The 15414-nt window shown below is 62.5% G+C and carries 15 protein-coding genes and 1 pseudogene; 7 read left to right on the plus strand and 9 right to left on the minus strand.

What is annotated here, in order from left to right; all coding sequences use genetic code 11:
* Positions 1 to 121: 121 nt before the first annotated feature.
* The 3 genes from ADJ24_RS21245 to hpxO are packed head-to-tail and all read right to left on the minus strand — an operon-like array spanning position 122 to position 3275.
* A complete protein-coding gene (locus tag ADJ24_RS21245; RefSeq protein ID WP_023311049.1) occupies positions 122 to 1057 on the minus strand; it encodes a PDR/VanB family oxidoreductase in 936 nt (311 codons plus the stop codon).
* Positions 1058 to 1068: 11 nt separating this feature from the next.
* Positions 1069 to 2103 (minus strand): molybdenum cofactor-independent xanthine hydroxylase subunit HpxD, encoded by a 1035-nt coding sequence (hpxD, locus tag ADJ24_RS21250; protein ID WP_023311050.1) that lies wholly within the window; start codon positions 2101 to 2103, stop codon positions 1069 to 1071.
* A 17-nt stretch (positions 2104 to 2120) separates the two neighbouring features.
* The gene (gene hpxO, locus ADJ24_RS21255) at positions 2121 to 3275 is read right to left on the minus strand and encodes an FAD-dependent urate hydroxylase HpxO (protein ID WP_023311051.1); all 1155 of its coding nucleotides are present in this window, start codon (positions 3273 to 3275) and stop codon (positions 2121 to 2123) included.
* 239 nt (positions 3276 to 3514) lie between these two features.
* On the opposite strand from hpxO, the gene uraD reads away from it, so the two are divergent.
* Entirely contained in the window at positions 3515 to 4015 is a 501-nt protein-coding gene (gene uraD / locus ADJ24_RS21260) for a 2-oxo-4-hydroxy-4-carboxy-5-ureidoimidazoline decarboxylase (RefSeq protein ID WP_023311052.1), read from the plus strand.
* Positions 4012 to 4335: a hydroxyisourate hydrolase gene (gene uraH / locus ADJ24_RS21265; RefSeq protein ID WP_023311053.1), complete on the plus strand. Its 324-nt coding sequence runs from the start codon at positions 4012 to 4014 to the stop codon at positions 4333 to 4335. The genes uraD and uraH overlap by 4 nt, the downstream gene beginning before the upstream one ends.
* Here uraH and guaD read toward each other — a convergent pair.
* Together guaD and ADJ24_RS21275 are read right to left on the minus strand one after the other, a co-directional pair.
* Positions 4315 to 5634 (minus strand): guanine deaminase, encoded by a 1320-nt coding sequence (guaD, locus tag ADJ24_RS21270; protein ID WP_045354530.1) that lies wholly within the window; start codon positions 5632 to 5634, stop codon positions 4315 to 4317. The genes uraH and guaD overlap by 21 nt on opposite strands.
* Before the next feature lie 98 nt (positions 5635 to 5732).
* Positions 5733 to 7229 (minus strand): NCS1 family nucleobase:cation symporter-1, encoded by a 1497-nt coding sequence (locus ADJ24_RS21275; protein ID WP_023311055.1) that lies wholly within the window; start codon positions 7227 to 7229, stop codon positions 5733 to 5735.
* A 144-nt stretch (positions 7230 to 7373) separates the two neighbouring features.
* On the opposite strand from ADJ24_RS21275, the gene ADJ24_RS21280 reads away from it, so the two are divergent.
* From ADJ24_RS21280 to puuE, 3 genes and pseudogenes are all read left to right on the plus strand, one after another.
* Positions 7374 to 8090 (plus strand): GntR family transcriptional regulator, encoded by a 717-nt coding sequence (locus ADJ24_RS21280; RefSeq protein WP_023311056.1) that lies wholly within the window; start codon positions 7374 to 7376, stop codon positions 8088 to 8090.
* Positions 8090 to 8964 (plus strand): annotated as a pseudogene (gene hpxA / locus ADJ24_RS21285) (allantoin racemase). The gene ADJ24_RS21280 and the pseudogene hpxA overlap by 1 nt, the downstream one beginning before the upstream one ends.
* On the plus strand, positions 8882 to 9781 hold the full coding sequence (gene puuE, locus ADJ24_RS21290; RefSeq protein ID WP_233422269.1) for an allantoinase PuuE: 900 nt from the start codon (positions 8882 to 8884) through the stop codon (positions 9779 to 9781). Before hpxA ends, puuE begins: the two are co-directional and overlap by 83 nt.
* Positions 9782 to 9896: 115 nt before the next feature.
* On the opposite strand, the gene hpxZ is transcribed toward puuE, so the two are convergent.
* From hpxZ to hpxW, 4 genes are read right to left on the minus strand one after another with little or no spacing between them, the layout of a single operon-like run.
* Complete coding sequence (gene hpxZ, locus ADJ24_RS21295) at positions 9897 to 10283, minus strand: oxalurate catabolism protein HpxZ (RefSeq protein ID WP_023311059.1); 387 nt, start codon at positions 10281 to 10283, stop codon at positions 9897 to 9899.
* On the minus strand, positions 10280 to 11677 hold the full coding sequence (locus ADJ24_RS21300; RefSeq protein ID WP_023311060.1) for an AtzE family amidohydrolase: 1398 nt from the start codon (positions 11675 to 11677) through the stop codon (positions 10280 to 10282). Before ADJ24_RS21300 ends, hpxZ begins: the two co-directional genes overlap by 4 nt.
* The gene (hpxX, locus tag ADJ24_RS21305; protein WP_023311061.1) at positions 11674 to 11862 is read right to left on the minus strand and encodes an oxalurate catabolism protein HpxX; all 189 of its coding nucleotides are present in this window, start codon (positions 11860 to 11862) and stop codon (positions 11674 to 11676) included. Before hpxX ends, ADJ24_RS21300 begins: the two co-directional genes overlap by 4 nt.
* A 10-nt stretch (positions 11863 to 11872) precedes the next feature.
* Complete coding sequence (gene hpxW / locus ADJ24_RS21310) at positions 11873 to 13456, minus strand: oxamate amidohydrolase (protein ID WP_048703672.1); 1584 nt, start codon at positions 13454 to 13456, stop codon at positions 11873 to 11875.
* 143 nt (positions 13457 to 13599) lie between these two features.
* Here hpxW and hpxU point away from each other — a divergent pair, with 143 nt between their 5' ends.
* Both hpxU and ADJ24_RS21320 read left to right on the plus strand, forming a co-directional pair.
* Positions 13600 to 14439 carry a MurR/RpiR family transcriptional regulator HpxU gene (gene hpxU / locus ADJ24_RS21315; RefSeq protein WP_023311063.1) on the plus strand — a complete coding sequence of 280 codons (840 nt, stop codon included), beginning with the start codon at positions 13600 to 13602 and terminating at the stop codon, positions 14437 to 14439.
* A gap of 191 nt (positions 14440 to 14630) precedes the next feature.
* Positions 14631 to 15413: a transporter substrate-binding domain-containing protein gene (locus tag ADJ24_RS21320; RefSeq protein WP_023311064.1), complete on the plus strand. Its 783-nt coding sequence runs from the start codon at positions 14631 to 14633 to the stop codon at positions 15411 to 15413.
* The last annotated feature ends 1 nt before the right edge of the window (position 15414 follow it).

The raw sequence follows: 15414 nt of genomic DNA on the forward strand, positions 1-15414 counted from the left end.
CCGAGCGGTTGAAGGCACCGGTCTTGAAAACCGGCGACCCGAAAGGGTTCTAGAGTTCGAATCTCTACGCTTCCGCCAAATTCGAAACCCTGCGATAGCAATATCGCAGGGTTTTTTCGTTTTACAGCCCAATCACCAGCTCCCCGGAATGGCTCCGCGAGCAGCACAGCGCCACCTGCTGGTCCGTTGCGCTTTTTTCCGCCTCCGACTGCACGCTATCCCGGTGATCCGCCACGCCGTCAATCACCGGCGTCAGGCACGCCCCGCAGATCCCCATTTCGCATGAAAGCGGCACGTCCACGCCATTTTCCTGTAATACCTGAGCGATGGTCTTATCCGCGGGCACCGGCCAGCGCTCCCCGGTCGAGGCGAGTTTGACCGTAAAGATCTCGCCTGCGTCACCGCGTGCGGCAGGGGCCGCGGGCTGAAACGCCTCGCTGTGAAGATGGCCATCATCCCATCCCCTGGCCGTCGCCACGTCTCGCACTTTTTCCATAAACCCTGCCGGACCGCAGATCCAGGCGTGAAGCCCCGACTCAGCCACCGGAAGATGTTCTGCCAGCGCCGTGCGCGGGCTGGCGGTATGAATCTGGCACTCACCGAACCGGGAGAGTTCGCGCGCAAACGCCGCGCTTTCGCGGCGTTTGACGTAATAGTGCAGCGTAAACGGCGTTCCGGCCGCCTTCAGCTGCAGGGCCATTGCATACAGCGGCGTAATGCCAATGCCTGCCGCCAGTAGCAACACCCGATCAGCCTGATGCAGCGGAAACAGATTGCGCGGAGCAGAAATCGTTAATTTCTGCCCGGGTCGCAGCGTCTCGTGAACGTAGCGCGATCCGCCGCGCGAGGCGGTTTCCCGTCCCACGCAGATAAGATAGCTCTCGTCTCCGCATGCCCCGGTCAGGGAATACTGGCGCACCGCGCCGCAGGGCAGGTGTACATCAATGTGCGCGCCGGGCTGCCACGCCGGCAGCGCGTTACCGTCTTCAGCTACCAGCCTGACGGCGAGGCTTTTGTCGCCCTCGCGCCACAGCCCGTCAACAATTACGCTCAGCATATCGGCCTCCGTCATACGAGGAAAAATTCGCCAAAGCCCATCTTCTTCAGCCCCCGACGGTAGGCAATTGAGCTTTTATCGGCGGGAATATGGGCTTCCAGGGTCAGATCCAGCGGCAGACTTTCCGGGCGCTGGGTTTCGACCATCAGGCGATCCTCTTCAAAAATCCGCAGGTTAAAGGCATGTACATCTTCCACCGGGATATGCAGGTCAAAGTTACGCGCGATCGGCGCGAACATGCGGGTTACACGTGACGAGACGGGCGATGCGGCGTTCATAATGACCAGTCTCGATTCTCCCGGAAAATGAATCGTCAGGATGGCGGTAAACGGCAGATGCATTTCAAAATGGCGCAGCCACTGGAATCCTTCTGGCGCCTGCACGGGTGAACTGGCGGGATAGTTGCTCACGGAGCTCCAGTAATCGGCAACAAAACCGAACGGCGTCTCCTGCGGCTGATAGGTGGGAACCAGCTGATTACTGGGATCGGCAAAGGTATCGGTGTGGATCCAGGCAAAGTGTGCCACGTCCAGAAACCCCTCCACCTGACGTCCGGCAAAGCCGTTCACCTCAAACGCCGGGCAGTTGATCTGCTGAAATCCGTCGTCATCCCAGTGCGGCATGGTGGGCAGCGGTACAGGATTGTCCGGGTCAAACGCCAGGCAGGTCCAGATCAGGCCGAAGCGCTCTTCCACGGCGTAGTTTATCAGGTTCAGCTTCGCCGGAACGGGCTGGTCGGGGCTGGACGGAATACGGTTGCAGCGCCCGTCTTCCCCAAAGCGGAGGCCGTGGTAGGGGCAGATAATCCCATGCTCATCGTGAAAGCCGAGCGTCAGCGGCACGCCGCGGTGCGGGCAGACGTCACGGGCGACCACGACCTGGTCGTTAATCCGGTAAATCACCAGCTGTTCATCCAGCAGGGTCGCCTTAACCGGTGCCGGGCCAACGTCGCAGGCGCGCGCGACCGGATGCCAGCATTTCGCGAGGCGCAGCCAGTCCTCTGGCTCAAACGTGCAGTGGGCGGGTGGAGTCGGTTCTCTTTTCATCGTTATCCCTCTTACGTTCAGCCTAACGGGCCGCCCTGAATGGTCTCGCACAGACCGTTGATGATGCGCTCGCCGGTCTCTTCTTTGAGCTCCTGATACCAGGCCTGCGTCAACGCCATGTCTTTCCCGTGGGTGACGTCGCAGCGCTTACGGGCCTTCAGGACCAGGTCGCGCACCCGGTCGCAGCGCAGCGCCTCGTACTGCCGCAGCGCCAGCGTGATGTTGTGGTTTTCTCGCAGGCATTCTCCCAGCACCACGGCGTCTTCCATCGCCGCACAGCCGCCCTGACCGATATCCGGCGTGGTGCTGTGTCCGGCATCGCCGAGCAGCGCGACGTTGCCGCGCACCAGGCTGTCGAACGGCTCAATGTCGTGGATTTCAATGCGGTTGGTCGTTTCAGGATCCAGCGCCGCGATAAGCTTCTGCACCGGCGGCGCCCATCCGCGGAAGTAGCCCGTGAGATCGGCGCGCAGGGTGGTGCGATCCTCCGCCAGGCCCGCGGGCAGCGGCACGTCAAAAAAGAAGTAGAAGCGTCCGCCGGAGACGGGCATCAGCGACACGCGTTTGCCTTCGCCAACGAAGGTGGTCCACTGGTGCGCCGGGGCGATTTCTTCGTCAATCTTCACCAGCCCGTTCCAGTTCACGTACCCGGCGTAGCGGCGCTCCGGGGTATACCCCAGCACGTAAGGGCGAACCGCCGAGTGGCTGCCGTCAGCGGCAATCAGAAAATCGCCGGCTGCCGTGGTGCCGTCGGTGAAGGTCACGTTCACGCCCGCGTCGTCTTCATGGACGCGCTCCACGCGCTTGCCGAACTGCACCTTGTCGCGCCCCCAGAAGTCCAGCATTTCGCGCTGAAGCTCGGCGCGCGAGACGGGGCAGGGACGCCCGCCGGTACGCTCAACCAGCGGGGCAAGGCTGAAGCGGGTCAGGGTGTCGCCGCGCCGGTAATCCTTGTAGGCCATAAAACGCATCGGCCCGCCGTACGTCTCGATGATGTCGCCCATGCCGAGGTGCTGCATGCATTTCACGCCGTTAGGCCAGATGGAGATGGCCGCCCCGACGGGCCTGATCTCTTTGACGGCTTCAAACACGGTACAGTCGATACCCGCTTTCTTCAGCGCGACGGCGGCGCTCAGGCCGCCAATACCCGCACCAATGACGATTGCTCTCATGCTTCTCTCCTTTTGCAGGGTGTAAAGACATTCAGCAATTTGCGTACCAGGCTGCAGAGTGGCGAAAACGGCGTTGTGAGGGGGACGTTTGCACTGATAAGGTGCGCAAACGCGGTGAACGTGCCTTTTTTTGAATCAAAAATTTCCAGTTGAGCTATACGGAATCGACTGTTTCACGCCCGCGTTTAGAGTGGCGTGGTTTGTGCAATAACCCGGAGGAAGACAATAAAGGAGACACTATGATCGCACTGCACGACTTCAATCATCTTCCCCACGAAAAGGCGTTAGCGCTGATTCATCCCTGCGTGGCGCTCCCCGAGTGGGCCGATGCGCTGGCTCTGAGGCGACCCTACGCCAGCCGGGACGAATTGTTTAGTACGGCAAACGCGCTGACGCAAAACTGGGATGAAGCGGCGCTGGCGCAGGCCCTGAACGCCCATCCGCGCATCGGGGAAAAGCCCGCAGGTTCACAGGCGGAGGCGGCGCTGTCGCGCCAGGAGCAGGGCGAGGTGAACGATCGCGATGCTGACCTTGCCCGGGCGCTGCGTGAGGGAAATGCCCGCTACGAGGCCCTCTTCGGACGCGTCTTTCTGATCCGCGCGAAGGGCCGCAGCGGCGAGGAGATTTTACAGGCGCTGCACGCGCGGCTGGAGAACAGCGACGCCCAGGAAGTCCGTGCCGCGCTGGAACAGCTGCGGGAAATTACGCTGCTACGGCTGGAAGGAGTCATTAGCGAATGAGCACACTCAGCACCCATATTCTGGATATCTCGACGGGCAAACCCGCAGAGGGCGTGACGGTCCATCTCGAACGGGAGGGCGAAATCATGGCGACGGGCGTGACCAACGCTAATGGTCGTATCACCGAATTTGTCCCTTTCCTGCCCGCGGGCCGCTATCGGCTGGTGGCGGAGATCGGCGCGTGGTTTAGCGAAACCGGTCGCGACACGATCTGGCCCTGCGCGCAAATTGATTTTGTGACGGGAGAAACGGCAGACGAACATTTCCACCTGCCGTTTGTGATTGCGCCCGGCGGGTGGTCAACCTACCGGGGCAGTTGACCACACCCGCTCGCCGTTGACCCAGGTCTCGCTGATGTTGCGCTCGTCGCCGAGGGTCATCAGCACAAAAAGCTGCTCGTAGATATCCTGGCAGCGGCGATTGCGCAGGCGCTGCAGCGGCGTCACGTCGGGGTCAATCACCACGAAATCCGCCTCTTTCCCGGGCGCGAAGTTGCCAATCTTATCTTCGAGCCTGAGAGCGTGCGCGCCGCCCAGCGTGGCGTGATAAAACGCCTCGCTGGCGCGCAGGCGGTAGCTCTGAAGCTGGCCGACCTTGTAGGCCTCCCCCAGGGTGCGCAGCATGCTGAAGGTGGTACCCGCCCCGACGTCTGTGCCGATGCCCATGCGCACCCTGTGCTGCCAGCAGGCGGGCAGGCGAAACAGCCCGCTGCCGAGAAACAGGTTAGAGGTGGGGCAAAACGCCACCGCCGAGCCGGTGTCGTGCAGGCACTGCCACTCGCTGTGGTGAAGGTGAATCGCGTGGGCAAACACGCTGCGCTCGCCGGTCAGCCCGTAGTGGTGATATACGTCCAGATAGCGCTCGTGCTCCGGCCAGAGGTCGCTCACCCAGGCTACTTCGTTGGGGTTTTCGCTCAGGTGGGTCTGCATCCAGGTATCCGGGAACTCCTCTCTGAGCAGGCTGACCGCGGCGAGCAGCTCGGGTGAAGACGTCGGTGCAAAACGCGGGGTAATGGCATACCCCAAGCGTCCCCGGTGGTGCCAGCGCTGGATCAGCGCCCGCGTCTGCCGGTAGCTCTGCTTCGCGTCTTCGCTCAGGTAGTCCGGCGTGTGTCTGTCCATCATCACCTTTCCGGCGATAAGGCGCATGTTCAGTCGCAGGGCTTGGGTAAACAGCGCCTCGACCGATTCCGGATGCAGCGTGCAAAACACCAGCGCGGTGGTGGTGCCGTTGCTCACCAGCTGCTGAATGAAAAATTCGGCGATCTCTTTCGCGTAGGCTTCATCGGAAAACTGGCTCTCCACCGGGAAGGTGTAGGTGGTCAGCCACTCCAGCAGCTGTTCGCCAAAGGCGCCGATCATCTCCGTTTGCGGATAATGGACGTGGGTGTCGACAAAACCGGGCAACAGCAGCCTGCCGCGCAGGTCGGTGTAGCCCTTGTGGGGGTCAAGATACTGCTCGCCCTCCTGCCACGGCATGTGCGCCAGAATTTTCCCGCTCTGTATAAACAGCAGCCCGTCCTCAAGGTAGCGCGCGTGTTGGGCAATCGCGTCTGCGCTGTCGCAGACCTGGGCAATATCAAAAAATGCGCCGCGGATCGCTGTCTGGTAATCCATCATGGTTCCTGCCTTAGTGTTTGCGTAGCGGGGTGATAAGGCGCAGCAAGAACGGTGCCAGAATGAACGGGCCGCAGATACGCTGCGGCCGGAGGAGGGGGTTACTCTTTTTGCGTCGCCACGCGGGAGCTGAACGACGTCGCGCCCGCCGTCTCGCGGTCTTCCCGCGCCAGCCAGCGGTAGGTCACGCCGCCGAGGAAGACGCCGATAAACCAGCTGAAGTTTGCCACCTCATGCAGGGCCGGGATGAAGCTAATCACCAGGCCCACGGCAACGGATGGGATCAGCGCGCCAATAGCTTTCGGGTTAAAGCCGTTGCGGTACCAGTATTTACCCTTTGGCGTGTCGTCGAACAGATCGTCAACCGACACCTTGCCGCGCTTAATCAGGTAGAAGTCGGCAATCAGAATGCCGAACAGCGGGCCGATGAACGCCCCGAGCACGTCCAGGGTGTAGTGGATAAGCTCCGGCGAGTTGAACAGGTTCCACGGGGTAAGCAGGATCGAGCCGACGGCGGCAATCATGCCCCCGGTGCGGAAGCTGATCTTCTGCGGCGAGCAGTTAGAGAAATCAAACGCCGGGGAGACGAAGTTCGCGACGATGTTGATCCCGATGGTAGCGGTGATCATCGTCAGCAGGCCAATCGCCACGGCCAGATCGTTGCCCACGCGGCTGACGGTTTCGATCGGGTCGGTGATCATGCGGCCAAACAGCGACTGGGTGCCGGAGACAATGACTACGGTGACGATGGAGAACAGCAGGAAGTTAAACGGTAGCCCCCAGCGGTTGCCGCGGCGTATCTCGCCCATGCTTTTGCCGTAGCGGGAGAAGTCGCCGAAGTTGAGCAGCGGGCCGGAGAAGTAAGACACCACCAGCGCGGTCGCGGTGATCATCTGCCAGGTCTGCTCGCCCGCGCTCAGGGATTTGCTGGCGAGGGTGAAGGAAATGCCGTCAAAACCGGTCTTGTATACAATCCATCCGGCGAGGGCCAGCATCACCACGTAGACCGCCGGGCCGGCGATATCAATAAAGCGCTTGATGGCGTTCATGCCGTGCCAGAAGACCATCGCCTGCAGGACCCACATGATAGCAAAGCAGATCCAGCCCAGATGCGACAGGCCAAGGAACGCGCCGGTGGTGAGCGAAGAGAGCGACGGCCAGAACTTCAGCGCCACCAGCATCAGGGCATTGGCGGCCAGATAGGTCTGAATGCCGTACCACGCAAAGGCGATCAGCCCGCGGATCACCGCCGGGATATTCGCCCCGAAGACGCCAAACGCCTGACGGCTGATCACCGCATAGGGCACGCCCGCCATCTGGCTCGGTTTGGCCACCAGGTTGGCGCACAGCTGCACGATGCAAATCCCCACCAGCAGGCAAAGCAGCACCTGCCAGCTTGCCAGCCCGAGCGTAAAGAAGCTCGCGGCGACAACATAACCCCCCATGCTGTGAACATCCGACATCCAGAACGAAAAGATGTTGTACCAGCTCCAGTTCTGGTCACGCGTCGGTGCCAGATCCTCATTGCAAAGACGTGGGCTGTAAACCGCACCGGAATCAGCGGCCGTACCCTGCTGCGCGTTTTGACTGTTTGGCATGAAACCTGCTCCTGTGAATGAAAACCCGTTAAGCGGGAGTGCAGACGGTGTTGCAGGATCCAGGCCAAAATAATAAATCTTGTATGCAATATTTTATTTTTATGTATACGATTCGATAACGAAGAGTAAAAGACGGAGTGGTGAATGAACAACATAAATGCCCTGCAGACCGCGGCAGACCTGCATGACAAAGATGAATCGATCTTTCAGGCGCTGATGACCGCGATTGTCGAACATCAGCTGCTGCCGGGGAGCAAACTGCCGGAAGAGGCGCTGGCCGAGGTGTTTGGCGTAAGCCGCACGGGCATCCGCAAGGTGCTTCAACGACTCGCCGCTGTGCAAATGGTCACCTTAACGCCCAAGCGTGGTGCACACGTTGCCAGCCCGACGGTGGAAGAGGCGCAGCACATCTTCCGCACCCGCGCCCTGCTGGAGGTCGCTAACCTGCCGGACGTGCTGGCCCGCTGCCAGCCGCCGCACCTTGCCGCCCTGGAAGCCATTATTCGCCAGGAGCAGCAGGCGCACGAGGCGTACGACGGCCCGGCGGCAATTCGCCACTCCGCCAATTTCCACATTCAGCTGCAGGCCATCTCCGGCAACCAGGTGCTGACGGAGATGGTGACCGGCCTGAGCCAGCGCTCGTCGCTGGTGATTGCCACCTGGGGCGCGCCGTGGCGTCAGGGGTGCCGCTGCAACGATCACGAACAGCTTGTGGATCTGCTGCGCCAGAAGGCGCTCCAGCCGCTCAGCGATGCCTTAATGCACCATTTTGAACATATCGTCGCCAGCCTCTGCTTCGAGCGGGCGGGCGAGTGTCTGCCTGATTTTGCCCGGCTGTTTGCCGGCCACAAGGAGTCGTAATGTCCTCTGTCTGTATACAAGTAATTAACCCCAACACCAGCCTCGCGATGACGGAAACCATCGGCGCGGCGGCACGCGCGGTGGCGGCGCCGGGAACGGAGATCCTCGCGGTCTGCCCGAGCGCGGGCGTGCCGTCTATAGAGGGCCACTTTGATGAGGCCATCGCCGCCGTGGGGGTTCTCGAACAGGTTAAGCTCGGCAGAGAGCAGGGCGTGGACGGTCACGTCATCGCCTGCTTTGGCGATCCGGGCCTGCTGGCGGCGCGCGAGCTGGCGCAGGGGCCGGTTATAGGCATTGCGGAAGCCGCCATGCATATGGCGACGCTGGTGGCGACGCGCTTTTCGGTGGTCACCACGCTGCCGCGCACGTTGATTATTGCCCGCCATCTGCTGCACCAGTATGGCTTTCACGATCGCTGCGCGGCGCTGCACGCTATCGATCTCCCGGTGCTGGCGCTGGAAGACGGCAGCGGTCTGGCGCAGGAAAAAGTGCGTGCGAGCTGTATACAGGCGCTGAAAGAGGACGGCTGCGGGGCCATCGTGCTGGGCTGCGGCGGCATGGCGACGCTGGCGCAGGAGCTGACGCGCGAGCTGCGCGTGCCGGTCATCGACGGCGTCAGCGCGGCGGTGAAGATGGTGGAGTCGCTGGTGGCGCTGGGGCTGTCGACCAGCAAGCACGGGGATCTGGCGTTCCCGGAGAAAAAAGCGTTAAGCGGACAGTTTCAGGCACTGAATCCATTTTAATTTTTGGGGGTGGCAATGGGGCTTTTTGAACAGAATTACCCGCGGGATCTGCGCGGCTACGCGGGCAACCCGCCGCACGCGCGGTGGCCGAATCAGGCGCGCATCGCCGTGCAGTTTGTGCTCAATTATGAGGAAGGGGCGGAGAACCACGTTCTGCACGGCGATGCCGGATCCGAGCAGTTCCTGTCGGACATTATCGGCGCGGCCAGCTACCCGGATAAACACATGTCGATGGACTCCCTCTACGAATACGGCAGCCGCGCCGGATTCTGGCGGATCCACGGTGAATTTCAAAAGCGCGGCCTGCCGCTGACGGTCTTCGGCGTGGCGATGGCGCTGGCGCGTCATCCTGAGATCGTCGAGGCAATCAAGGCAGCGGATTACGACGTGGTGAGCCACGGCTGGCGCTGGATCCACTACCAGAGCATGGATATCAGCCAGGAGCGCGAACACCTTCACAAGGCGGTGCACGTGTTGACCGACCTTTTCGGCAAGCCGCCGACGGGCTGGTACACCGGGCGCGACAGCCCCAACACCCGCCAGCTGGTGGTGGAGCACGGCGGCTTCGACTATGACAGCGACTACTACGGCGACGATCTGCCCTTCTGGACGGAAGTGGCCTGCGGCGACGGCTCCCGTAAACCGCACCTGATCGTGCCCTATACGCTGGATGCCAACGACATGCGCTTCGCCACCGCGCAGGGGTTTAACACCGCCGAGCAGTTCTATACCTACCTGAAGGACAGTTTTGACGTGCTGTACGAAGAAGGGGAAAGCGCGCCGAAGATGATGTCCATCGGCATGCACTGCCGCCTGCTGGGGCGGCCGGGGCGTTTTCGCGCGCTGCAGCGTTTCCTGGATTACGTGCAGCAGCACGAGCGGGTGTGGGTCTGTACCCGCCAGCAGATTGCCAACCACTGGCGGGAGGTGCATCCGTTTCAGAAATAAGTGTGCCGTGTTTAGCCGGGTGGCGGCTGCGCCTTACCCGGCCTACAGGACCCACAGGGCATACGGGACATCGCAGGCTCGGTAAGCGCAGCGCCACCGGGCGGGTTTTTCAGCATTACACCATCAAACTCACCTGCGCCGCCACGATCCGCCACCCGTAGGCAAACCGTACCCACGTCTGCTGCTGGCGGCCAATGCGCTCCGTGCCCTCGCGGGTAAACTCGGTGCTGCACACGGCATAATCCTCCCCGAAGGTGGTAATCACGGTGTGACGCAGCGTCCGCTGCAGCCCGGCGGCGGGGCGCGCCGCGCGAAAGGCGCGGATTTCATCAATCCCATACAGGTTTTCACCCGCCCCCAGACGCACCGTGTTTTTGTCGTGCCAGAACAGCTCGTCCAGCACCGCAACGTTGTTGCTCACCAGCGCGTCTTCATAGCGGTAAAACGCGGCGGTCACCTCGGCAACCACCCACGGCAGGTTAATGTCATCGTGATTCATCATGCGGCCACCTCCGCCGGACGCGCGTCGGCGATCCCACTCTCTTCCAGCACGCGCGCTACGCGCAGGCAGGCCTGCTCGTTAAACGGCGCGGCAATCAGCTGCAGGCCAATCGGCGCACCCTGGGCGGTGCGCAGCGGAACGGTGGTCACGGGTAGGCCCAGAAACGAAATCGGCTGGGTCAGCATCCCCATGCTGGCGCGAATGGGGAGCGGCTGACCGTTAATCTCCATGGTCTGCTCACCCGCGAGCGTGGCGCTGCGCGGCGTTGCCGGAGCGATCAGCACGTCGGCCTGCGCGAACAGGGTTTTAAACGCCTGCCGGGCGTGCGCGCGAAACCGCTGGGCCTGAATGTACCAGGCGGAGGGGATCATTGCGCCTGCCAGCAGGCGTTCCCGGGAGTGCGGCTCAAACCGCTCGGGCTCGCGGCGAAGCGCGGGCAGGTACTGATTTCCCCCTTCGGAGGCGCTGATGATAAACGCCGCGGAACGCGCCAGTTCGGCGTCCGGGAACTGCAGCTCATCCTGCACGTCGAGCGCCTTCGCCACCCGCGCCACGGCGTCTCTGGCATTCGCGTCGCACCAGGTGGTGAAGTAGCCGCCGAGCACCGCGCAGCGCAGGCCGTCGAGCCCGAGGTCGAGCAGGGGGCGCGTCTGCTCGCGCGAGCTCTCTGCCTGAAAAGCGTCGCTGCTGTCCCGGCCCTGCAGCGCATCGTATACGGACGCCAGATCGCACACGCGGCGGGCAAAGGGGCCGATATGATCGAGGCTCGCGACAAACGGATGGCTGCCGGATCGTGACAGGCGGCCAAACGTGGGCTTCAGGCCGTAGATGCCGCACAAGGAGGCCGGAACGCGAATCGAGCCGTTGGTGTCGGTGCCGAGCGAAAAATGCACCAGCCCGGCGGCCACGGCGGCGGCCGAGCCGCCGGACGAGCCGCCCGCAATGCGCGCCAGATCGTGCGGGTTACGCGTCGTGCCGTAGTGGCTGTTTTCGGTCGTGAAGCCGTAGGCGTAGGCGTCCATGTTCACCATCCCGGTCAGCAGCCCGCCCGCGCTGCGCAGCTGGCGCACCGCGAAGCTGTCAGCGGCCGCGGCGGGGCGCTGGCTGAACAGCTCTGCCCCTGCAAGGGTGGTGTGGCCGGCAACGTCGAACAGGTTTTTTACCGCGTAGGGTACGCCCGCCAGCGGCGGCAGGGGGCGCTTTTCGCGGCGGAGGGTATCGATGCTCTCGGCCTCGGCGAGCATACGTGCTTCCGTCACGGCGGTCCAGGCGCCGATCTGCGGGTTAACGCGCGCAATCGCCTCCAGCGTCTGGCGGGCAATCTCGCGAGCGCTCAGCTCGCCCGCGCCCAGCGCATGCTGGATCGCGCTGATACTCATCTCGTGTAGCCTCATGCTTTGTACACTCCTGCGATCTCCAGACGGTCATCGAGCGGCAGCGCCATCAGCGGGGCGGCCATGCTTGCAATGCGGCTGAACTGCACCTGCAGCTCGGCGCGGCGGGCATCGTCCAGCGTCACGTCGAGCACGGACTCCATTTGCGCCAGATACGCCTGCCAGTCGGGTTGTTGTGTCGTCATTGTTTTCTCCTCAGAATCCGGCGGCCGCGCCGTTGCTGCGCGGGTCAAATGCCCCTTCGAACAGCCCGTTGGGGTGGCGGACAATCGCGCCCGCGTGGCCCATCGCTTCGCTGAAGTCAGGGAAGATTTCCACCTCGTGTCCGAGCGCCTGAAGCCGTGAGACCGTCTCAGCGGTAAAGCGTCCTTCCAGCTTTAACGTGTCCGAGGTTTGTCCCCAGGTGCGCCCCAGCAGCCAGCGCGGGCGGGAAATGCTCTCCTGCAGTGGCACGCCCTGAATCGCGTAGCGGGTAAAGAGCGCGGCCTGGGTTTGCGGCTGGCCGTCGCCGCCCATCGATCCGTAGACCATCACGCGCCCGTCCTTAAGACGCGCCGCCGCCGGGTTCAGGGTATGGAAGGGCTGCTTGCCCGGCGCGAGGGCCAGAAGACTATCGGGATCGAGGCTGAACGATGCGCCCCGATTCTGCCAGACGATGCCGGTGTCGGGCAGCACCACGCCGCTGCCGAACTCGTGATAGATACTCTGGATAAACGACACGGCAAGCCCGCTGTTATCCATCACTCCCATCCACACCGTATCGCCGGGGCCTTTTCCGGTGCCCCACGGCGCGGCGCGTCCGTCGTCAACCCTGTCGGCAAGCGCCTGCAGGGCGGCGGGATCCAGCAGACCCTGAATATCGGTTTTCAGCTCGCGCGGGTCGGTGATGTGGGCATCGCGCAGGCCAAAGGCCAGCGTGGTGGCTTCAACGATGCGGTGAATGGTGTCGGCGTCGTCGGCCTCCGCCATATTCAGGCGGTCGGTGATGCCGAGTATCGCCAGCGAGACCAGCCCCTGCGTCGGCGGGGCGTGGTTAAAGATCTCCCCCTGCTGATGCTGCAGCCTCAGCGGCGCGGTGCGCCGGGCGACGTGCGTGCGCAAATCGGCCAGCGTCACGGGCAGGCCCAGCGTCTCCATGCCGTGCGCCAGGACTTCCGCCAGCGGGCCGCGGTAAAAGCTGTCCAGACCGTCCTCCGCCAGGCGCGTCAACGTCGTGGCCATGGCGGGCTGGTAAAAGCGGCTCCCGACCTCTGGCGGCTTGCCGTCCACCAGCCAGGTTTCCGCGAAGCCGGGGATGTCCTTCAGCTCGTCGAATTTGCTGGCCGTGGCATGGGCCTGCGAGGCCGTGACCGGCGTGCCGTTCTTCGCATAGTCAATGGCGTCGGCCAGCAGGCGGGCCAGCGGCAGCGCCTTGCCGGTCATCTCGCGCGAGACCTTCAGCGCCTCGTCCCAGCCGCTCACCGTGCCGGCGACGGTCAGCGCCGCGCGGGGGCCGCGGTGGGGAATATGCGCCAGCCCGTCGTAGGCGGCGAGCGTTGCGCGCGATCCCGCCGTGCCGCTGGCATCAATGGCGACAGGTTCGCCGTCCGGCGGCACGATAAGCCAGAAGCCATCGCCGCCCAGCCCGTTCATGTGCGGGTAAACCACGGCAACGGTGGCCGCCGCAGCGACCATCGCCTCTATCGCGCTGCCGCCTTCGCGCAGTACCGCCAGCGCGCTCTGGCTGGCAAGATGGTGGGGCGCAACGGCCATGCCGTGCGTGGAGACATTACTTTGCATAAAGCGTCCTCGTAACCCTGAAAGTCACAAGGTGCTGCAAAAGCTGTTCCAGATCTGAAAGAAAAGTTTCAGTAAACTGGCACGTATAATGAATACGCATAATAAAAGGTACAATGTGATGAAACAAAAGTTACAGAGGCGCTATGGAACAACTGGATGAACGTCTGAAAGCACAGTACCCGTCGCTGTCGCCGCAGGAGCAGCGGGTGGCGGACTTTATTTTCGACCATTTTGACGACCTGATTAGCTACAACAGCGCCGAGCTGGCGCAGCTGAGCGGGGTGTCGAAAGCCACGGTCAGCCGTCTGTTTAAGCGTCTGGGCTATGAGAAATATAAGGACATGCGCGACGAGCTGCGCACCCTGCGCCAGAGCGGGATGCCGCTCACCGATAACCGCGACGCGGTGCAGGGCAATACGCTGCTGGCGCGCCACTATAAGCAGGAGATGGCGAACCTGACCCAGTGGGTCAATGCCCTCGACGCGCAGCAGTTTGCCGACGCCATGGCCTGCATGGTGAAGGCGCGGCGCATCGTCATTATCGGCATGCGTAACGCCTATCCGGCGGCGCTGCACCTGCGTCAGCAGCTGCTGCAGGCGCGCGGTCAGGTGCTGGTTCTGCCGCAGCCGGGGCAGAGCCTGGGCGAGGAGCTGGTGGATTTAACGCCGGACGATCTGGTGGTCATGATGGCCTTTCGCCGCCGCCCGCGCATCATCCGCCCGCTGATGCAGCAGCTTCAGAGCAGCGGTATTCCGGTACTGCTGATGTGCGAGCCGCAGGCGCACAGCCTGTTTCCGCTGGCGAGCTGGCAGCTCTGCGCCCCGCTGGACAGCGTCTCGGCCTATGACAGCTACTCCTCGGTCAACAGCCTGATCAACCTGCTGGCGAACGCTTTCCTGCATGAGATTCTCGATAAAGGCCGTCCGCGCATTCACGAGATTGCCTCCCTCTACCAGCAGCTGGACGAACTCGAACAACGATAATGGGGCATCAGGCTGGTGCTTTGCATTAAAATGGTGCATGTGGCGGGTCGGGAAAACGCTCGTTTTTTCGACCCTTCCCCGTTTTATCAGGCTTTACAAGAATATTTCCCGCTTCGCCCTGGTTGGCACATTAGTTGCAAAATCACATTCAAAGAATCTTTTGTTTCATGTTAACGTTACGGGGAAGCACCATGAAAAAATTGTTGATTGCACTGGCCGGGGCCGCATGTCTCTTCACACAGCTGCCGGCAAAGGCTGACCAGCTTCAGGATATCGAGAAGCGCGGCACCATCCGCATTGCCGTTCCGCAGGACTTCCCGCCGTTTGGCTCGGTGGGGACCGACCTGCAGCCGCAGGGCTATGACATCGACATGGCGCGCTATCTGGCCAAACAGATGAAGCTTAAGCTGCAGCTGGTGCCGGTGACCAGCGCCAACCGCGTGCCGTATCTGCAAACCGATAAGGTGGATCTGGTCATTTCAAGCCTCGGTAAAAACCCGGAGCGCGAGAAGGTGATCGACTTTAGCCGCGCCTACGCGCCGTTCTTCCTCGGCGTGTTTGGTCCGAAAGGCGCCGAGCTGAAAGATGCCGCCGCGCTGAGCGGAAAAACCATCGGCGTGACGCGCGGGGCGGTGGAGGACATGGTGCTGACCGGCCTGGCGCCGAAAGACGCGGACGTGAAGCGCTACGAGGATAACAACACCACGCTCTCCGCCTACCTCTCCGGACAGGTGCAGTACGTGGCAACCGGCAACCTCGTGGTGGCGGCCATTTCGCGCCAGAACGCGGATAAAGCCCCGGTGCCGAGCTTTATGCTGAAAGATTCGCCGTGCTTTATTGGCCTGAAGAAAAACGAACCGGCCCTGAAGGCAAAGGTGGATGCGCTGATTGAGCAGGGCATCAAGGACGGCACGCTGAACGGCCTGTCCGAGCAATGGCTGAAGGCCCCGCTGCCGGCAAACCTTGGCGCCTGAG

Source organism: Enterobacter sp. 940_PEND (assembly GCF_001059415.1).
GTDB classification, from domain to species: Bacteria; Pseudomonadota; Gammaproteobacteria; order Enterobacterales; family Enterobacteriaceae; genus Enterobacter; species Enterobacter cloacae_M.